16 protein-coding genes are annotated in these 18,707 nt (G+C 71.4%); 7 read left to right on the top strand and 9 right to left on the bottom strand.

All coding sequences use genetic code 11. From position 1 onward, the window contains the following. Positions 1-88: 88 nt before the first annotated feature. From QFZ58_RS22170 to QFZ58_RS22150, 5 genes are all read right to left on the bottom strand, one after another. Positions 89-709 carry a BMP family ABC transporter substrate-binding protein gene (locus QFZ58_RS22170; RefSeq protein ID WP_307126654.1) on the bottom strand — a complete coding sequence of 207 codons (621 nt, stop codon included), beginning with the start codon at positions 707-709 and terminating at the stop codon, positions 89-91. Further along, on the bottom strand, positions 706-1,077 hold the full coding sequence (locus QFZ58_RS22165; RefSeq protein ID WP_307126653.1) for a hypothetical protein: 372 nt from the start codon (positions 1,075-1,077) through the stop codon (positions 706-708). The genes QFZ58_RS22170 and QFZ58_RS22165 overlap by 4 nt, the downstream gene beginning before the upstream one ends. Before the next feature lie 270 nt (positions 1,078-1,347). After that, complete coding sequence (locus tag QFZ58_RS22160) at positions 1,348-1,674, bottom strand: hypothetical protein (RefSeq protein ID WP_307126652.1); 327 nt, start codon at positions 1,672-1,674, stop codon at positions 1,348-1,350. A 118-nt stretch (positions 1,675-1,792) separates the two neighbouring features. Beyond that, complete coding sequence (locus QFZ58_RS22155) at positions 1,793-2,530, bottom strand: HNH endonuclease family protein (RefSeq protein ID WP_307126651.1); 738 nt, start codon at positions 2,528-2,530, stop codon at positions 1,793-1,795. A gap of 141 nt (positions 2,531-2,671) precedes the next feature. After that, positions 2,672-3,538, bottom strand: coding sequence for a hypothetical protein (locus tag QFZ58_RS22150; protein ID WP_307126650.1), 867 nt, complete (start codon positions 3,536-3,538; stop codon positions 2,672-2,674). A 105-nt stretch (positions 3,539-3,643) separates the two neighbouring features. Here QFZ58_RS22150 and QFZ58_RS22145 point away from each other — a divergent pair, with 105 nt between their 5' ends. Beyond that, a complete protein-coding gene (locus QFZ58_RS22145; protein ID WP_307126649.1) occupies positions 3,644-4,225 on the top strand; it encodes a TetR/AcrR family transcriptional regulator in 582 nt (193 codons plus the stop codon). Between the two features lie 83 nt (positions 4,226-4,308). Here the strand turns inward: QFZ58_RS22145 and mfd are convergent, their stop codons facing one another. Beyond that, the gene (mfd, locus tag QFZ58_RS22140) at positions 4,309-7,839 is read right to left on the bottom strand and encodes a transcription-repair coupling factor (protein ID WP_307126648.1); all 3,531 of its coding nucleotides are present in this window, start codon (positions 7,837-7,839) and stop codon (positions 4,309-4,311) included. A 186-nt stretch (positions 7,840-8,025) separates the two neighbouring features. Between mfd and QFZ58_RS22135 the strand changes: the two genes are divergently transcribed. Further along, positions 8,026-8,271, top strand: coding sequence for a type II toxin-antitoxin system Phd/YefM family antitoxin (locus QFZ58_RS22135; protein WP_307126647.1), 246 nt, complete (start codon positions 8,026-8,028; stop codon positions 8,269-8,271). After that, a complete protein-coding gene (locus tag QFZ58_RS22130) occupies positions 8,268-8,642 on the top strand; it encodes a type II toxin-antitoxin system VapC family toxin (protein ID WP_307126646.1) in 375 nt (124 codons plus the stop codon). Before QFZ58_RS22135 ends, QFZ58_RS22130 begins: the two co-directional genes overlap by 4 nt. Before the next feature lie 83 nt (positions 8,643-8,725). On the opposite strand, the gene QFZ58_RS22125 is transcribed toward QFZ58_RS22130, so the two are convergent. Next, a complete protein-coding gene (locus tag QFZ58_RS22125) occupies positions 8,726-11,308 on the bottom strand; it encodes an ABC transporter permease (protein ID WP_307126645.1) in 2,583 nt (860 codons plus the stop codon). After that, positions 11,305-12,093, bottom strand: coding sequence for an ABC transporter ATP-binding protein (locus tag QFZ58_RS22120; protein WP_307126644.1), 789 nt, complete (start codon positions 12,091-12,093; stop codon positions 11,305-11,307). Before QFZ58_RS22120 ends, QFZ58_RS22125 begins: the two co-directional genes overlap by 4 nt. A 351-nt stretch (positions 12,094-12,444) precedes the next feature. Between QFZ58_RS22120 and QFZ58_RS22115 the strand changes: the two genes are divergently transcribed. The 3 genes from QFZ58_RS22115 to QFZ58_RS22105 all read left to right on the top strand — a co-directional run bounded on the left by QFZ58_RS22115 (position 12,445) and on the right by QFZ58_RS22105 (position 16,447). After that, entirely contained in the window at positions 12,445-14,148 is a 1,704-nt protein-coding gene (locus tag QFZ58_RS22115; RefSeq protein ID WP_307126643.1) for an MFS transporter, read from the top strand. Between the two features lie 146 nt (positions 14,149-14,294). Further along, positions 14,295-14,849 carry a DUF485 domain-containing protein gene (locus tag QFZ58_RS22110; RefSeq protein ID WP_307126642.1) on the top strand — a complete coding sequence of 185 codons (555 nt, stop codon included), beginning with the start codon at positions 14,295-14,297 and terminating at the stop codon, positions 14,847-14,849. Positions 14,850-14,875: 26 nt separating this feature from the next. Further along, entirely contained in the window at positions 14,876-16,447 is a 1,572-nt protein-coding gene (locus QFZ58_RS22105; protein ID WP_307128951.1) for a cation acetate symporter, read from the top strand. 165 nt (positions 16,448-16,612) lie between these two features. On the opposite strand, the gene QFZ58_RS22100 is transcribed toward QFZ58_RS22105, so the two are convergent. After that, the gene (locus QFZ58_RS22100) at positions 16,613-18,070 is read right to left on the bottom strand and encodes an MFS transporter (protein ID WP_307126641.1); all 1,458 of its coding nucleotides are present in this window, start codon (positions 18,068-18,070) and stop codon (positions 16,613-16,615) included. Positions 18,071-18,242: 172 nt separating this feature from the next. Between QFZ58_RS22100 and QFZ58_RS22095 the strand changes: the two genes are divergently transcribed. After that, positions 18,243-18,698 (top strand): MarR family winged helix-turn-helix transcriptional regulator, encoded by a 456-nt coding sequence (locus QFZ58_RS22095; protein WP_307126640.1) that lies wholly within the window; start codon positions 18,243-18,245, stop codon positions 18,696-18,698. The last annotated feature ends 9 nt before the right edge of the window (positions 18,699-18,707 follow it).

The raw sequence follows: 18,707 nt of genomic DNA, 5'->3' as shown, positions 1-18,707 counted from the left end.
ATTGCCCCACCACCGGTCACAAGATCTACTCAATCCCCCCTCACTTTTATGCGATCTTTATCTCACAGTAAAGTCTTACCCAAGGGGTCTATGCCGGGGTGTTCTTGACGAGCCGTCGGACGGTCCCCGCGACCTCGTCGGTCAGCCCGGCGCCCGGAGCCACGGTCGTGAGTCCCCCGGTCGTCCCCGCGGTCGTTCCCGGTGTTCCGACGACCACGAACCGCACCTCCGGATGGTCCTTCGCCGCCTTCCGCACCACCTCGGTCGGGGCGGGTCCGGCGGCCAGCACGATTTCGCAGCCGCGCTGGAGCAGGCTGTTCAGGTGGGGCAGCGCGTTCGCCGCCGACTGTGCGCCCATGACCGGAAGATGAGTGACACGGACCCGTGTGTCGTCGGAGGCCTGCTGCATGCCCCGCCAGACCGGAGCGGCGGGAGTGCCCGCCCCGATGCCCTTGTCACCGGTGAGGAGACAGGCGTCGAAGTCCCTGTACTGCCGGGCGCGGGCGTCCGGGGGGCTCGCCGTGTCCCCACCGCTGAACAGCCAGCCGGCGAGGAGGGCGCACACCAGCGCGAGCACCCCTCCTGCCGCCCAGGCGCCGCGGCGCCCGCGGAAGGTGACCTGCGACGCGAGGAGCAGCCGTCGCGCACGGGGCACCCACCGGCCGGTCCCGGCCGGGATCTTCCTCCTCCAGGTACGACGGGTCTTCACGCCGTCGCCTTCGCGTCGTGACCGGTCCGTTCGGGCGTGTGCCACCCGAACAGGGCGTGCGCCGCGGCACCGAGGGTCGCGCCCAGCAGCAACAGCAGATCCAGCGCGAAGCCCGTTCCGTGGGTCTCGACCGGGCTGAGGGCCGCCCAGGCACACCACGCGACGGCGACGGCGGTGAACCCGGCGCACACCAGCCAGTCGGCGGCCCTGCGCCGGCGCAGGGCGATCACGAGGGACGGGACGAAGGCCAGCATGCCCAAGGTGGCCACGGGCACCACGGCCACGAGGACTCGGGGCAGTGCCGCCCTCGTCGCCGCCACCGGCGTACGGGCACTTCGCTCGGTGCCGACGGGCACAGCAGGCTTCACGGTCTGTTCCTCACGGGAAGGGCGCGGGCGGGAGCCCACTCGGGCCGGCCGGCCGGGGGCCCGCACAGGCCCCGGGGCGATCTGGACGCTGTACGGTACATGGCGATTCCGCCGTGGCGGCACGGAGGGCGGGTTCCGCCCCCGCCCACACGCGAACGCCCCGTTGTACGCCCATGCGACGACGGCGCCTTCCCGGTCGGTGGCCACGGTCACGGACTCGGGGTTCACCGCCTGCGCGGCGCCCCGGCACACACCTGGTGGCCTGACGGCTCACACGACGGAGGCGACGACGAGCGCTCCTGTCGGCAGGAGGGTCAGCAGCACGCCGGCCGGCCAGTACACGAGAGGATCCAGCGCGGCCCTCCGGCGAACCGGGCCGTTGGCGAGCCACCACGTGAGTCCGAACGCCAGCACCACCGGCACGACGATCACGAGCCACAGCGCCATGCCGTCGTTCTCCGTCGGCTCCCGCCGCGTCCAGCCGACGTCCGCGAACGGGCCGTTCGCCAGGAAATACCACACCAGCCACACCGGTACCACGGCCGGCACTCCGAGGAGCAGGTTCACGCCCACGGCTGTCAGCCGCCACTTCCACATGTGCCCAGTATCCGCACCGACGGCATCATCACCCGGGCCGGGCGCCGATCACCGGACGCCCGTCGCCCGTCGCCCGTCGCCCCGGGCTTCCCTCAGGCGGCGCCCGGCCGCGAGCCGCTCAACGGGCGGGAGCCTGCGTGGGGTTGCCGCCCGTGAGCAGTTTCTGGTCGGGACAGGCCGTCAGCACCTTCGTCATCGCGTCCCGCTCGGCGGTGGTCACCCACAGCCCGTACTTCTTCTTGACCGACACCTGACCCGCCACGTACGCGCAGCGGTACCCCTTGTTGGGCGGGAGCCAGGTCGCGGTGTCCCCGTCCCCCTTGCGGCGGTTGGTGGACGAGTCGGCGGCCACCAGATTGAGCGGATCGTTCGCGAAGGCCCGCCGCTTGGCGTCGCTCCACCGCTGGGCGCCCTTCTGCCACGCGTCGGACAGGGCGACGAGGTGGTCTATGTCCACCTTGCTGCGCCCGCGTTCGAACCTGATGCGCGTCCCGGTGTACGGATCGGGGTCCAGGACACCGCTGAGCACCTTGCAGCCGTCGGCGTCCCGGGAGACGTCGTCCAGCTGGTGGGCGAGTATGTCGTCGCGGGTACCGCAGCCGTTGCGGTCGGTGTCCGCCCAGGCGGACCCGAACTCGTCCCGGTCGTACCCGGTCTTCGGCGCCCGGCCCTTCACCGTCAGGGTTCCGACGGCCTGGAGCGCCGAACCTGCGGCCGCCGGGCCGGCAGGGGCCGGTGAGGATTCCAGCGGATCGCCCAGCTCCTCACACGCGGTCAGGGCGAGCGCGCCCGTGAGGGCCAGTGTCACCAGGGGGAGCAGGCTGCGTCGGGGCCTTACGGCACGAAGAGGCGTCACAGCGCACCAGAGTAGGCGCCGGGGGGCGGGAGCGGGGCGGGTGGGCCGCAGTCGCTGCTGCCCCGTGCCTGACCGGGACCATCCGGCTCCGGCATGCGCCGGCCCTCGCGGCCGTCGGTCCCCCGCGGCCGTCGGCCCCTCTCACACCTTCCCGATGCCCAGCGTCGTCTCGGACGGGAGCAGCCCCGACCCGATGGCCTCCACCCACAGCGGCCCCAGGAGCTCCACGAGCCGCTCACGCTCCTCGGCGCCGAGCGCCCTCCACGGGCCGGACGCACTCTCGTCCGTCCGCCGTTCGACCTCCGCGCGCAGCGCCCGTCCGGCGTCCGTGGCCGTACCGTCCGCCTTCAGCAGCCCACGGTCACGCAGCCGGCGCCGGGCCGCCTGCCACTCCTCCTCGCTCCATCCGCGGCTCTTGAACACCTCCGGGCGGGCCGCACCGACGGCCGCGAAGGAGACCAGCGACTCCACCGGGTCCAGGCCCGCCGCGATCAGCGCCGCCACGTGCCCGTCACCCCGGTGCTCCCGCAGGATCGTCGCGGCCTGCCAGAGCACCAGGTGCGGTGCGTCCGGCCAGGGCAGGGCCGCGTTGGCCTCGGCGAGCGGGCGGCCGGAGACGTCGGCCGCCCGAGCCGCACGCCGCACCAGCGTGGCGGCCTCGGCCAGGTCGGGGCCGTGCACCCGGTCTCCGAACAGAGCCCGGTACGCCCGGTCGACCGCCCTCGTCCGCGCCTCGAGCACCGCCCGGGGAGCGGCCACGGGCGTGCCTGCCGGGACGTACGTGCGGACCATGGCCGGGCTGAAGCTGTAGAAGGTGGCGGTCACCCGGTCCGGCCCGACCTGCCCCAGCGGCGCCGGACGCCAGGCGAAGTAGCTCGGCCAGCGCTCGTCCGTGGCGTACCCGAGCGCGGCGGCCTCCTCGAACACCTCCGGCGCGTAGTAGAAGACGGCGTGCAGCGGCTCCAGCAGGTGCCACATCTGGCGTACGCGTCCCAGCTCGTCGGACATGTCCCGACCTCCCCCACGGCGTTCATCTTGTCAGTGACTAGATCCCCAGGGTGGACCAGAACCCGTGAACTTGTCAATGCCTAGATTCGGCGTACCGTACGCCCCATGACCAGTGAGCGCACCTACCACCACGGTGACCTGCGGCGCGCCGTGCTGACCGCCGCACTCGACACCATCGCGGCGGACGGCCCCGACGCCCTGTCCCTGCGTGGCCTGGCCCGGCGCGCGGGTGTCTCGCACGCCGCGCCGGCCCACCACTTCAAGGACCGCACCGGACTGCTGACCGCCGTCGCGGCCGAGGGGTACGACCTCTTCGCCGACGCCCTGGCCGAAGCCCCGGACCTACGCGAACGGGGCGTGGCCTACGTACGGTTCGCCATCGGCCACCCCGCGCACTTCCAGGTGATGTTCCGCCCGGAGCTCCACCACGCCGACGATCCCGGCCTGATCGCCGCCAAGGCACGCGCCACGGACGCGCTGCGCTCCGGGATCAGCGGCCTGTCCGGGACGAGCCGGGGCGACGACGACCGGCTCGCGGGGATCGCCGCCTGGTCACTGGCCCATGGCTTCTCGACGCTGCTGCTGAGCGGCAACCTGGACGCGCCGGTGGGCGGCCGGGACCCGGGTGAGGTCTTCCGGGTCATCGCCGAGCTGGCCTTCGCACGGGACGACCGCGACGACGGCTGACCGGCGGCTCCGCAACAGTCGGGTGGCGGCCCGGGCGGCCGGGTGCGATGTGGCGGCCCGGGCGGCCGGGCCGCCACCACGGACTACGACCCCAGGATCGTCGTGAGGAACTCGCCGGTCCAGGACAGCAGTTCGCGTCCCACCACCGGCTTGCCGCCGATCCGGCCGGCCGTCGGGCGCGGCACGAGGATCTGATGGGCGGCCGGCTTGATGACCGTCTTGGGATGCAGCCGCTTCAGCCGCAGCTCCTGCGACTCCCGCAACTCCACCGGCGCGAAACGGATGTTCGGACCCTGCAGCACGATCTCGCCCACGCCGCAGGCCCGGGCCAGCATCCGCAGGCCCGCCACCAGAAGGAGGTTCTCCACCGGCTCCGGCAGCTTGCCGTAACGGTCGGTGAGCTCCTCGCGCACCGCCCTGATGTCCTCCTCCGAATTGGCCGAGGCGATCGCGCGGTACGCCTGGAGGCGCAGCTGCTCGCCGGGGGCGTAGTCGTGCGGGACGTGCGCGTCGACCGGGAGCTCGATCTTGACCTCCAGCGGCGGCTCCTCCTCGACGCCGCCGTCCACCGCCGCCCGGTAGTCGGCCACCGCCTCGCCGACCATCCGGATGTACAGGTCGAAGCCGACCCCGGCGATGTGACCGGACTGCTCGCCGCCCAGCAGGTTGCCGGCGCCGCGGATCTCCAGGTCCTTCATCGCCACGTACATCCCCGCGCCCATCTCGGTGTGCTGGGCGATCGTCGCCAGGCGCTCGTGCGCGGTCTCGGTGAGGGGCTTCTCCGGCGGGTACAGGAAGTAGGAGTAGCCGCGGTCACGGCCCCGGCCGACGCGGCCGCGCAGCTGGTGCAGCTGGGACAGGCCGAAGTTGTCACCGCGCTCCACGATCAGCGTGTTGGCGTTGGAGATGTCGATGCCGGACTCGACGATCGTCGTGGAGACCAGCACGTCGAACTTCTTCTCCCAGAAGTCGACGACGACCTGTTCCAGCTGGCTCTCCCCCATCTGCCCGTGCGCCGTGGCGATCCGCGCCTCGGGCACGATCTCGCGCAGCCGCGCCGCGGCCCGGTCGATGGACTCCACCCGGTTGTGGATGTAGAACACCTGGCCCTCGCGCAGGAGTTCACGCCGCACGGCCGCGCCGATCTGCTTCTCCTCGTACGGCCCGACGAAGGTGAGGACGGGGTGCCGCTCCTCCGGGGGCGTCGTGATCGTCGACATCTCCCGGATGCCGGTGACGGCCATTTCGAGCGTACGGGGGATGGGCGTCGCGGACATGGTGAGGACGTCGACGTTGGCCCGGAGCTTCTTCAGCTGTTCCTTGTGCTCCACGCCGAAGCGCTGCTCCTCGTCGACGATGACCAGGCCCAGGTCCTTGAACTTCGTCTCCGCCGAGAACAGCCGGTGCGTGCCGATCACCAGGTCCACGGAACCGTCGCGCAGCCCTTCCAGCGTCGCCTTGGACTCCGCGTCCGACTGGAAACGGCTCAGCGCCCGCACGTTGACCGGGAACTGGGCGTACCGCTCCGTGAACGTGCCGAAGTGCTGCTGCACCAGGAGGGTCGTCGGCACGAGGACGGCGACCTGCTTGCCGTCCTGGACCGCCTTGAAGGCCGCGCGCACCGCGATCTCCGTCTTGCCGTAACCGACGTCGCCGCAGACCAGCCGGTCCATCGGGACCGACTTCTCCATGTCCTCCTTGACCTCCGCGATCGTGGAGAGCTGGTCGGGCGTCTCCATGTACGGGAACGCGTCCTCCAGCTCGCGCTGCCACGGGGTGTCCGGGCCGAAGGCGTGGCCGGGGGCCGCCATCCGGGCGGAGTACAGCTTGATCAGGTCGGCGGCGATCTCCTTGACCGCCTTCTTGGCGCGCTGCTTGGTCTTCGTCCAGTCGGCGCCGCCTAGCCGGTGCAGGGTGGGCGCCTCGCCACCGACGTACTTGGTGACCTGCTCCAGCTGGTCGGTGGGGATGTAGAGACGGTCACCGGGCTGGCCGCGCTTGGCGGGGGCGTACTCGACGAGGAGGTACTCGCGGGTCGCGCCCTGCACGGTGCGCTGGACCATCTCGATGTAGCGGCCCACGCCGTGCTGCTCGTGCACGATGTAGTCGCCCGCCTGGAGGGTCAGCGGGTCGATGGACTTGCGACGGCGGGCCGGCATGCGGCCGAGGTCCTTCGTGGCCGTGCGCTGACCGGTCAGGTCCGTCTCGGTCAGGACGGCGAGCTTCAGGCCCGGGTCGACGAAGCCGTGGTCGAGGACCCCGCACGAGACGTGCACGAGCGACGGCGTGAGCTCCGCGAGGTCCTGGTCGAGGCGGGCCGCGATGCCCTCGCCGCCGAGCACCTCGACCGTACGGGAGGCGGGCCCCTGCCCTTCGGTGACGTAGACCGTCCGCCATCCGCCGGCGAGCCAGCCCTTCGTGTCGGCGAGCGCCCTGGCGGTGTCGCCCCGGTACGCCTCCGGGGCACGCATCCCGAGTTGGAGGGTGTCCCCGTCCAGCTCCTCGTCGGCGGCGAACGGAGAGATCGACCACCACATCATGCCCAGCTCGCGGGCCCGGTCCCGGACGTCCGCGATGCCCCACAGGGAGGCCGCGCCCACGTCGATCGGGGCCTCTCCGCCGCCGGCGGTGGCCGCCCAGGACGCCTGCAGGAACTCCTGACTCGTGGCGACGAGGTCGGCCGCCCGGGTCCGGACCCGCTCCGGGTCGCAGACCAGGGCCATCGACCCCTTGGGCAGGACGTCGAGCAGCAGCTCCATCTCGTCCACGAGCACGGGGGCCAGCGACTCCATGCCCTCGACGGCGATCCCCTCCGCGATCTTGCCGAGCAGCTCACCCAGCTCGGGGTGCGCCTCGGCGAGGTCTGCCGCCCGCGCGCGGACCTCGTCGGTGAGCAGCAGCTCGCGGCAGGGCGGCGCCCACAGCCCGTGTGCCGCCACCTCGAGGGACCTCTGGTCGGCGATCTTGAAGTAGCGGATCTCCTCGACGTCGTCGCCCCAGAACTCCACCCGCAGGGGGTGCTCCTCGGTCGGCGGGAAGACGTCCAGGATCCCGCCGCGCACGGCGAACTCGCCACGCTTCTCGACCAGCTCCACCCGTGCGTACGCGGCTGCCGCGAGGGCGTCCACGACCTCGGCGAGGTCAGCGGTCTGCCCACTGCTCAGCGCCACCGGCTCCAGGTCGCCGAGCCCCTTGACCTGCGGCTGGAGAACCGACCGGATGGGGGCGACCACCACGGAGACCGGGCCGGTCTCGGGGTCGTCCTGCCGGGGGTGCGCAAGCCGGCGCAGCACCGCGAGCCGCCGGCCCACCGTGTCCGAGCGGGGCGAGAGCCGCTCGTGGGGCAGGGTCTCCCACGAAGGGAACTCCGCGACGGTGTCCGGTGGCAGCAGGGTCCGCAGCGCCGCCGCCAGGTCCTCGGCCTCTCGGCCGGTGGCGGTGACGGCGAGCACGGTGCGCTTCACCCGGCGGGCCAGGGCGGCCACCGCGAAGGGGCGCGCGGCCGGCGGGCCGACCAGGTCGACGTGGGCCCGGTGCCCGTCGGTGGCGGCCTTCACCGCTTCCGAGAGCGCCGGGTCGGTGACGACGACATCCAGCAGACCGTGCAGGCTCATGAAGAATTCCGTCCGGTGTGGCGAGGTGTGAGCAACGCGAAGGACCCGACACGTGGGACGGGCCGGGGGCTCCAGCGTACGACGCCGGTGTGTCACCCGCGCGAGGGAACGCCGTTGTCCGGACGGTGGTACGGGCGCTAGCCTTAGCCCGATAGCTAGTCCACTCGCGGCGCTGGTGAGGCAGTCATGGAAGCAGCCCGGCAGTACAACGTGCACGAGGCCAAGACCAACTTCTCCCGCATACTGCAGCAGGTCGAGACCGGCGAGGAGGTCGTGATCAGCCGGGCCGGCGAGCCCATCGCGAAGGTCGTGCCGCTGCACTCCAAGGTCAACCGGACCGATTACGGGACCCTGCGGGGACAGATCCATATCCCCGACGACTTCGACGAGCTGCCCGACGACATCGCAGAGGCGTTCGGGATGCGCGGATGAAGCTTCTCCTCGACACCCATGTGGTGCTGTGGTGGCTGAACGCCTCCGACGACCTGTCCGACGAGCTTAGGGAGCTGCTGCGCACCGAGGCCGAGGCCTACGTCAGCGCCGCGACGCCCTGGGAAATCGCGATCAAGCAGAACCTCGGAAAGCTGGAAGGCGCCGCAGACCTTGCTGAGCGTGCCCGGGACATGCAGTTCAGAAGGTGCCCCATCACGGCCGAACACGGCGTACGCGCGGGCCGTCTCCCCCCACTCCACCGGGACCCCTTCGACCGCATCCTCGTCGCCCAGGCCCAGACCGAGGGACTGACCGTCGTCACGCGCGACAAGTGGATCCCCCAGTACGACGTGCCGGTCCTGCACGCCTGACTGCGGCACCACGACGTGATCCGGCCCCGGGGCGTCTGGAGGAACGCCCCGGGGCCGGATCAGTCATCCTACGGCGAGCACTCTCACCCGTCGGTGGCGATCGCGTTGAGGACGTTCATACGGCCGGCCCGGAAGGCCGGTACGAGGGCGGCGAACAGTCCCACGAAGGCCGAGGCGACGAACACCGTGAGGATCGTCGGCCACGGGATCTCCAGGACGCCGAGCCCCTCCAGCGCGAGCAGCTTCTGTGCCGAGGTGCCCCAGCCCATGCCCAGGCCGAGGCCGAGGAGGGCGCCGAACAGGGCGATGACCACGGACTCCAGCCGGATCATGCGGCGCAGCTGGCGGCGGGAGAGACCGATCGCCCGCATCAGGCCGATCTCACGGGTCCGCTCGACGACCGACAGGGCCAGGGTGTTCACCACACCGAGCACCGCGACGATGATCGCCAGGGCGAGCAGTCCGTACACGATGTTCAGCAGCTGGCCGATCTGGTCCTTCAGGTCCTGCTTGAAGTCGGCCTGATTCTGCACCTTGTACTGGGGGTACTCGGCCAGCGCGCTCTTGAGGGCCGCGTATGCCTCCTTCTCCTTGCCGTCCTGCGCCGAGGCGAACATGATCATGTTCTTCGGCATGCGGTCGTCGGAGACGTACTGCTCGGCGGTCGTGGTGTTGAGGTACATCGCCCCCTGGTCCACGTTCGTGTCGTCCGAGGTGATCGCCGCGACCTTCAGCTTCGCCGGGTCGCCGGCCTTGAACGCGACGGTGATCTCGTCCCCGACCGCGATCTTGTGCTGGGTGGCGTAGTCCGAGCCGACGGACATGGCGTTCTTGCCGTACGCCTTCGCCAGGTCGCCGGAGACGGTCTCGCGTCGCAGGTCCTGGGGGTAGGTCGGGTCGGCGGCGGTGACGTCCTCGTCCACCGTCGAACCGTCGGGGTTGGTGAGCTTCGCGGCGAGGACCTTGTAGTCGGTGACGTGCTCGATGCCGGGCACCTTCGCCATGGCCTCGGCGGCCTGCGGCACGATCAGCTGGCCGGTGGAGGACTGGACGATGAAGTCCGTGCCGACCGACTTGTCCAGCTCGTCGGTGGCCGAGGCCACCATGGACGAGCCCACCACCGAGAGGCACGCCACCAGGGCCAGGCCGATCATCAGCGCCGCACCGGTGGCACCGGTGCGCCGGGGGTTGCGCAGCGCGTTGCGCTCCGCCAGCCGCCCGACCGGGCCGAACAGCCGCAGGACGACGACGCTGAGCCCCCGCACGACCAGGCCGGCGAGCAGCGGGCCGATCACGATGAAGCCGATCAGGGTGAGGACCACACCCAGGGCCAGGAAGAGCGAGCCGTCGCTCGCCTCGTCCACCTGCGTCGTCGCCCACAGTCCCGCGGCGCCGGCGCCGGTGAGGACCAGGCCGATCCCGGCACGGACCCAGCCCGACTTCGCGTCCGCCGGGGTCCCGGCGTCACGCAGGGCGGCCATCGGCGACACCTTGCCGGCCCGGCGGGCCGGGATGTAGGCGGCGAGGACGGTCACGACCACCCCGAGCGCCAGTCCGATGACGGGAGTCGTCCAGGCGATGGTGAGGTCGTCGGTGGACAGTTCCATGCCCATGGCGCCCATGAGCTTCATCAGCCCGACGGCCAGGCCGATCCCGGCACCGACACCGAGGACGGATCCGACGATGCCGAGGAGCACCGCTTCGACCAGCACGGACCGGTTGACCTGCTTGCGGCTGGAGCCGATGGCCCGCATCAGGCCGATCTCACGGGTGCGCTGGGCGACGAGCATCGAGAAGGTGTTGACGATCAGGAAGATGCCGACCAGGAGGGCGATCCCGGCGAAGCCGAGCATGGCGTACTTCATGACGTCGAGGAAGGAGCCCATGGAGTCCTTGTTGGACGCCGCGGCCTCGTCCTGGGTCTGCAGCTTGTACGCGGCTCCGTCGCCCAGGGCCGTGGCGACGTTCTCCTTCAGCCGGACGTCGCTGACGCCGGGTTCTGCCGTGACCGAGATGTGGGTGAAGACACCGGACGCGCCGAGCAGCTTCTGCTGTGCGGTGGCCGTGTCGAGGAAGACGACGGCCGCACCCGGATTGGTCACGGTGAAGGTGGCGATGCCGCTGATCTTCGCCTTGATGTCGCCGGTGACCGCGATGGTACGGAGCTCGTCACCCATCTTCAGGTGGTGCTTCTCGGCGGTGTCGGCGTCGACCATGACCTCGGTCGGGCCGCGCGGGGCGTGGCCGGAGGTGATCTCCATGGAACGCAGGTCGTTGTGCGTCCAGTTGCCGGCGATCGTCGGGGCGCCCGTCTCCGAGCCCATGTTCTTGTCGTGGCTGTCGACGACCGTGACGGACATGCTGGAGACGCCGCCTTCGGCCGTCTTCACCCCCTCGGCCTTCTCGACGAGGGCGAGGGTGGAGGCGGGCAGCGCTTCGGGCCGGCCGTTCTCCGGCATGTCGTCGGCCCCGCCGGCCGCCTTCGGGCTGACGGTCACGTCGGCCGCCGATGCCGCGAACAGCTTGTCGAACGTGGTGTTCATCGTGTCGGTGAAGACGAGCGTGCCGCACACGAACGCCACCGACAGGAGCACCGCGACGGCGGAGAGCGCCATCCGCCCCTTGTGCGCGAAGAAGTTGCGCATGGAGGTCTTCCAGACGGTCATGACGTCCGCCCGCGTGCGTCGAAGTCCTTCATCCGGTCCAGGACCTGGTCGGCCGTGGGGTTGTGCATCTCGTCGACGATGGAGCCGTCCGCGAGGTACAGGACCCGGTCCGCGTAGGAGGCGGCCACCGGGTCGTGGGTGACCATGACGATGGTCTGGCCCAGTTCGTCGACGGATCTGCGCAGGAAGGACAGCACTTCGGCGCCCGCCCGCGAGTCGAGGTTTCCGGTGGGCTCGTCGCCGAAGATGATGTCCGGCCGGGCGGCGAGCGCCCGGGCCACCGCGACACGCTGCTGCTGACCGCCGGAGAGCTGCGTGGGCCGGTGCTTCAGCCGCTCGGCGAGACCGACGGTCTCCACGACCTGCTGAAGCCAGCCGGCGTCGGGCTTGCGGCCCGCGATGTCCATCGGCAGCGTGATGTTCTCCAGCGCGTTGAGCGTCGGGAGCAGGTTGAACGCCTGGAAGATGAAGCCGATCCGGTCCCGGCGCAGCTGTGTGAGCTTCTTGTCCTTGAGCTTGGTGATCTCGGTGTCGGCGAGGTGGATCTCCCCCGAGGTAACCGTGTCCAGACCGGCCAGGCAGTGCATGAGTGTCGATTTGCCGGAGCCGGACGGACCCATGATCGCTGTGAACTGCCCGCGGGCGATGTCCACGTCCACGTGGTCGAGCGCGACGACCCGGGTCTCCCCGGCGCCGTACGCCTTGACGACCTGACGCGCTCGCGCAGCGACGGCCGTACGCCCTCCAGTGCCCCCGTGCCTGGGAATGGTTACAGCCGTTGTCACGGTGATTCTCCTATGCGGTTCGGTGCGGGGACGTCTCTGTGTACGTCCTGAGTCTCGGGTGCGAGAGGGGTCCGGCGCGCTGGTGCCCGGCGCAGTCTTCGGGTGGGGTTTTCCCCACCTCGGCCGCTGTGGTCAGCCTGTGTCCGGTCTTCGATCGCGGTGTAGGAACACGGTAAGGAACGGCCCCGGCACGGCACGTCCTCCAGCGGGAGGAACGACCCCTGGGCGGGAAGACGGAGCTCCCCCTAGGGGAACCGGCCCCCGGGACGGGACCTGAGTAGGGGGTCTCACCCCTCGGCCGCCTCCTCCCGCCGGGCCGCCTGCGGTGAGAGGCTGGCCCGCGGAAAATACATGCATAGGGAAGGAAACCCTGTGGGCGGCGTGGACGGCACGGGCGGCGGACTCGACGACGGCACGGAGCGCGGACCGGGCGGCGGCCCTGACGACCACTCGGGTGCCCTGGGCCACCGACCGGACGGCGCGGACGGGGCGGTCGGCGGCCGGGCCGCAACCGACCGGGCGGCCACCGACCGCAGCCGTCGCCCTGTCGTCGCCGCGCTCATGCTCGGCATGGGGCTCGCGGCCATCGACGGCACCATCGTCGCGACCGCCGTCCCGCAGATCGTCGGCGACCTCGGCGGATTCGCCGTGTTCTCCTGGCTGTTCTCCGGCTACCTGCTGGCGGTCACCGTCACCCTGCCGGTGTACGGGAAGCTCTCCGACACCTTCGGCCGCAAGCCCGTCCTCATCGCCGGCATCGTCCTCTTCCTGGCCGGCTCCGTCCTCTGCGCCGCCGCCTGGAACATGGCCGCCCTCATCGCCTTCCGCGTGGTCCAGGGCCTCGGCGGAGGCGCGCTGCAGGGCACGGTGCAGACGATCGCGGCCGATCTGTACCCGCTCAAGGAGCGTCCGAGGATCCAGGCCCGGCTCTCCACCGTCTGGGCCACCTCGTCCGTCGCGGGCCCCGCGCTCGGCGGGCTGCTCGCCGCGTACGCGGACTGGCGCTGGATCTTCCTCGTCAACCTGCCGGTCGGCGCCGTCGCCCTCCGGCTGGTGGTCCGTCACCTCCACGAACCGGCCCGGCCCCGGCCCGCCACCCGCCCCCGTACCGACTGGGCGGGCGCCCTCGCCGTCTTCGCCACCGGCGCGCTGCTGCTGACCGCGCTCGTCCAGGGCGGAGTGGCCTGGCCCTGGATCTCCGCTCCCTCACTGGGGCTGCTCGGCGCCAGTGCCGCGCTGGCCGCCCTGACCGTCTTCATCGAGCGGCGCGCCGCCGCACCGGTCATCCCGGGCTGGGTATGGCGGCGCCGCACCATCGCCTCGGTCAACCTGGCCCTCGGCGCGATGGGGCTGCTGATGGTCGCACCGACGGTCTTCCTGCCGACGTACGCCCAGTCGGTGCTCGGACTCGGCCCGATCGCCGCCGGTTTCGTCCTCTCCGCCATGACGCTGAGCTGGCCCGTGTCCGCGGCGTTCGCCGACCGCGTCTACAACCGCGTCGGTTTCCGCCGCACCGCGATCACAGGCATGACCGGCGCCCTGCTGGTCCTGCTGGCCTTCCCGCTCCTGCCCTTCCCGGGGGCCGCCTGGCACCCCGCCCTGCTCATGCTGCTGCTCGGAGCGGCACTCGGGCTCTTCCAGCTCCCCCTGATCGTGGGGGTCCAGTCGACCGTCGGCTGGTCCGAGCGGGGGACGACGACCGCTTCCGTGCTGTTCTGCCGCCAGGTGGGCCAGAGTCTGGGCGCCGCGCTCTTCGGCGCCGTGGCCAACGGCGTGCTCGCCTCCCGACTGGCCTCCGCCCCCGTCCCGGGTCTGCCCGGAGACCTGGACGCGGTCTCGCACGCACTGGCGGACCCGGCCGCCCTGTCCGGGGCCGCGACGGAGCATCTGCGCCGGGCGGTCGACGCGGCCGTCGACCACGTGTTCATGGGCGCCGCGGGAGCCGCCGTAATCGCCCTGCTGGTCCTCGTTCTCGTGGCACCACGCCGCTTCCCGGTGCTCGCGGAACACGGGAGCGCCACCGCCGCATCCAGGGACACGGCAGCCAAGGACTAGGCAACTGACGCGTTACCGGGGGTAGTTCGTACGTAACCCTCCCCAGGCGTGATACTCGCGAGTAACGTTCGCGCTCCCACGAGCGCGCCCGCGCTCCTGCCTTGCAGTCCGTCCCCGGGCCCGAGCCATGCAAGGAGCAGCACCAGATGCCGTACGAGCACCCGCAGCCACCCCCGTACCCACCCCGCCGGCAGCCCTGGCAACCCGGCTCCCCACAACCAGCCTTCCCGCAGCCGCGGGGACGCGACCCGCGGCACCGGCCCCCGCCGCCCCCGTACCCCGGCGAGTACCTGCTGCCCTGGCAGAGCTCCTCACCGCAGCCACCACCGAACTGGGCGCCCCACGCGTCCGCACCGGTCCCCGCACCCGGCCACCACAGCGACCTGCGCCGGCTGCGCACGGCCTACCGGGTGCTGCGCCGCGTCTCCACCCTGACCGCCCTCGGTTACTTCACGCTCTTCCTCCTGTTGTCGGGATACGCCCCCGGCCTGATGACCCGTCCCGTCGGCGGCAGCGCCCTGACCACGGGCCTCCTCCTCGGCCTGTGCCAGCTCCCGGTCGCCCTCGTCGCCATCGCCGTGTACGAGTGGACCGCCCGGCGCACCGTCGACCCGCTCTCCGCCGGTCTGCGCAGCCGTGCCGCCCGTGGCACCACGGGCGGCGGACCGGCCGACCGCCGCCGGAAGGGGGCCGGCCGGTGAACGGATTCGACGCGTCCGCGAGGACGATGTCCCTCACCGCCTTCATCGCGGTCGCCACCGTCACCCTGCTGCTCTGTGTCATGACCGGCCCGGACCGTGACGACCTCGACGAGTTCTACACCGGCTACCGCTCCCTCTCGCCCCTGCGCAACGGCCTGGCCATCGCCGGTGACTACCTCTCCGCCGCGACCGTCCTCGGAACCACCGGCGTCATCGCCCTGACCGGCCACGACGGTCTCGTCCTGGCGCTCAGCACCACGCTCTCGCTCGTCCTGCTGATGTTCCTGCTCGCCGAACCCCTGCGGAACGCGGGCCGGTTCACCATGGGCGACATGCTGACCCGCCGGGCCCCCGGCCGGGCCGCTCGCATCGCCTCCTGCGCGGTCACCCTCGCCGCCCTGCTGCCGCTGATGGTCGTCCAGCTCGCCGGCAGCGGCAATCTGCTCGCGTTCATCCTCGGTTTCGACAGTCCGGGCTTCCGTACCGGCTCCGTCGTCGCCCTCGGCGTCGTCATGATCAGCTACGCGGCGATCGGCGGCATGAAGGGCACAGCCCTGATCCAGATCGTCAAGACCGTCGCCCTGCTCGGTGCCGGCCTCCTCGTCTCCGTACTCGTCCTGAACCGCTTCGACTGGGACACGGGCGCCCTGCTGGGCGCCGCGCGGGCCGGCAGCGGCGCCGGCGGGGCCTATCTGCACTCCGGGCTGCAGTTCGGCGGCAGCGGACTCGACATGATCAGCTCCGAACTGACGGTCGTCCTCGGTGCCGCGTGCCTGCCGCACATCACCATGCGGATGACGAGCGTCCGCAGCGCCCAGGCCGTCCGCCGCTCCCTGTCCTGGGCGGTCTGCGTCGTCGTCGGCCTCTGCCCGCTGCTCGCCGTCATCGGCTTCGGCGCCTCCGCGCTCGTCGGGCACGACGCCATCACCGCCGCCGGCGCCCAGGGCAACAGTGCGATCCTGCAGGTCAGCGGCGCGGTGGCGGGGGGTGGCGAGGTCGGCGCTCTCGTCGTCACCACCATGACCACGGCGATCTTCCTCACCCTGCTCGCCTCCGTCGCCGGAATGATCCTGGCCTGTGCCAACTCCCTGGCCCACGACCTCTTCGCCCACGGCCTGCGCGGCGGGCGGCAGCCGGCCGACCGGACGGAGATGGCCATGGCGCAGGCCGCGGCGGTCGGCGTGGGGCTGATCGCCGTCACCCTCGCCGTCCTCGCCCGGCACTGGAACGTCCAGGCTTTGGTGACCCTGTCCTTCTGCATCGGAGCGTCGGCCATCGCCCCCGCCCTCGTGTACAGCATGTTCTGGCGCCGCTACACCCGTACCGGCCTGCTCTGCACCCTCGTCGGCGGTACGGCCTGCGTGCTGGTCCTGATCACCGGCACCAACCTGGTCTCCGGTTCCCCCGGAGCCGTGTTCCCCAACCGGGACTTCAACTGGTTCCCGCTCACCACGACAGGCCTCGTCTCCATCCCCTTCGGCTTCCTGGCCGGCTGGCTGGGTACCGTCCGCAGCCGCTCGGCGGGCGGGGAACGGGCCCGGTACGAGGCCGTCGAGCCCTGGATCCTGGCGGGCGCGCCACCCGCGGGACGCGGCTGAGGGACGGGCGATCGGGCCGGCGAAATCCTGCCGTCGGCGCGGGCGTTCGGACCCCGCCCCGCAGGCCCGCCCGGAAGCCCTCCTCCCCGTCACGGCGAGCCGCCCGGCTCCACCCCCTCGGGGACGGAGCCGGGCGGCAGGCCGCGCCGCACGGCGACGTGCGCGTCAGCCCTTGGCGGCGGCCACCTCGGGCGAGGCGGCCGCGTCGGACTTCTCGCCCGCGGCGGCGGACGCGCGGACGGCCGGGATGAACGACGCGATCACCACGGCGACCACGGCGACACCGCAGCCGACCATCAGGCCGGTACGGAAACCGTCCTCGGAGGTGAGGGTGTAGCCGCCCATGGTCGTGGTCAGCTGGGAGAGGACCGCGCCGATGACGGCGGCGCCGATCGACGTCCCGAGGGAGCGCATCAGGGTGTTGAACCCGTTGGCAGCCGCCGTCTCGGACAGCGGCACCGAACTCATGATCAGGGCGGGCATCGCTCCGTAGGCGAGGCCCACGCCGCTGCTGCTGACCATGAGGAACACCATCAGTCCCCAGGCGGAGCCCATCAGCAGCAGCGCGACGCCGTAGCCGACCGCGATGACCAGGACACCGCAGATCAGGGTGAACTTGGGGCCTCGCGAGTCGGTGAGCTTTCCGCCGAGCGGGGAGATGAGCATCATCATGACGCCGCCGGGCGCCATCCAGAGGCCCGCCGCCAGCATGGACTCGCCCAGCCCGTAGCCGGTGGCCTCCGGGAACTGCAGCAGCTGCGGGGCGATCAGCATGCCCGCGTACATGCCGAAGCCGACGAAGAGCGACGCGATGTTGGTGATGAGCACCCGGGGGCGTGCCGTGGTGCGCAGGTCGACCAGCGGGTCCTCGGTGCGCAGTTCCCAGAAGCCCCAGACGAGGAGCGCCACGACGGCGGCGACGAACAGGCCGACCGTCGTCGCGGAGGTCCAGCCCCACTCGGCGCCCTTGGAGATGGCGAGCAGCAGACAGACCAGGCCGACGGCCAGACCGAGGGCTCCGGGCACGTCGAAGCGCTGACCGCGGGCTCCGGCCGGGACGTCCGGGATCAGGAACCAGATCAGCGCGCAGATGGTGAGGGCCAGGACGGCGGACCCCCAGAACAGCACCCGCCAGTTCGCGTACTGGGCGACCGCCGAGGCGATCGGCAGGCCGAGGGCGCCGCCGATGCCCATGGAGGCACTGACCAGTGCGATGGAGGAGCTCAGCTTCTCCTTGGGTACGACGTCACGCAGCAGGGAGATGCCGAGCGGCACCATGCCCATGCCCATGCCCTGCAGACCGCGTCCGACGATCATCGGGACCACGGAGGACGCCAGGGCGCACACCACCGAGCCCACGACCAGCGGCACCGAGCACGCGAGCAGCATCCGGCGCTTGCCCAGGAGGTCGCCCAGGCGCCCGGAGATCGGTACGCACACCGCCGCGACCAGGAGGGTGATGGTGATCACCCAGGCGGCGTTCGAGGACGACGTGTGCAGGATCTGCGGCAGCTCCGCGATGAGCGGGGTGACCAGGGTCTGCATGATCGCTGCCACGGTGCCGGCGAAGGCCAGGGTGGCGATCACACCGCCTGATCTGGCTGTCGGCTGGGGGGCATCCATGAAGGGGGCTCCTTGAGGATCGTCTGTTCATGGTCCGAGAGGCGATGTGCATCGTACATGTCGAATGCGTCATGCACGTTATGTGTCCGATGCATGCCCCGTGGGATCATGAGGTGGGCCCCAGGAATCCGACGCGGGGCCGGACCCGGTCCCGAGCAGGAGGCGACACCCCATGGCCAGGCCCACCTACGAGGTCGAGTACGAACAGATGCTGCTCGGGCGTCACGAACTCGCGTACCACCGAGGCGGACGCCACAGGAGCGCCCTCCTGGAACGGAGCGCCTACATACTCCTGAGCCGGATACGGGTGCAAGGGCCGATGTCCATCGGCGAGTTGAGCGACGCGTTCGGACTCGACGCGTCCACCCTCAACCGCCAGACCGCCGCCGCGGTGCGCGCCGGACTCGCCGAGCGCATCGCCGACCCGCAGGGCGGCATGGCCCGCAAGTTCCGCATCACCGAGAAGGGCGCCCACCTCCTCGACGAGGAGCGCGAGCGCGTGGTCCGGTCCTTGGACCGCGTCATGAAGGAGTGGCCGGACGAGGACATCGCCGCCTTCGCCGGCTACCTCAAACGCTTCAACACCGACATCGAGCACCTCTCCATGCGGCCCTGGCCGCGCCCGTGAGGCGGATGC

The sequence above is a fragment of the Streptomyces sp. B1I3 genome (genome assembly GCF_030816615.1).
GTDB lineage: Bacteria > Actinomycetota > Actinomycetes > Streptomycetales > Streptomycetaceae > Streptomyces.
This window is presented reverse-complemented; position numbering and strand designations above follow the sequence as displayed.

Coding starts and splice junctions, on each gene's coding strand:
- QFZ58_RS22160 (WP_307126652.1), bottom strand. CDS start 1,674: ATGTGGAAGTGGCGGCTGACAGCCGTGGGCGTGAACCTGCTCCTCGGA.
- QFZ58_RS22150 (WP_307126650.1), bottom strand. CDS start 3,538: ATGTCCGACGAGCTGGGACGCGTACGCCAGATGTGGCACCTGCTGGAG.
- QFZ58_RS22145 (WP_307126649.1), top strand. CDS start 3,644: ATGACCAGTGAGCGCACCTACCACCACGGTGACCTGCGGCGCGCCGTG.
- mfd (WP_307126648.1), bottom strand. CDS start 7,839: ATGAGCCTGCACGGTCTGCTGGATGTCGTCGTCACCGACCCGGCGCTC.
- QFZ58_RS22135 (WP_307126647.1), top strand. CDS start 8,026: ATGGAAGCAGCCCGGCAGTACAACGTGCACGAGGCCAAGACCAACTTC.
- QFZ58_RS22130 (WP_307126646.1), top strand. CDS start 8,268: ATGAAGCTTCTCCTCGACACCCATGTGGTGCTGTGGTGGCTGAACGCC.
- QFZ58_RS22125 (WP_307126645.1), bottom strand. CDS start 11,308: ATGACCGTCTGGAAGACCTCCATGCGCAACTTCTTCGCGCACAAGGGG.
- QFZ58_RS22115 (WP_307126643.1), top strand. CDS start 12,445: ATGCATAGGGAAGGAAACCCTGTGGGCGGCGTGGACGGCACGGGCGGC.
- QFZ58_RS22110 (WP_307126642.1), top strand. CDS start 14,295: ATGCCGTACGAGCACCCGCAGCCACCCCCGTACCCACCCCGCCGGCAG.
- QFZ58_RS22105 (WP_307128951.1), top strand. CDS start 14,876: ATGTCCCTCACCGCCTTCATCGCGGTCGCCACCGTCACCCTGCTGCTC.
- QFZ58_RS22100 (WP_307126641.1), bottom strand. CDS start 18,070: ATGGATGCCCCCCAGCCGACAGCCAGATCAGGCGGTGTGATCGCCACC.
- QFZ58_RS22095 (WP_307126640.1), top strand. CDS start 18,243: ATGGCCAGGCCCACCTACGAGGTCGAGTACGAACAGATGCTGCTCGGG.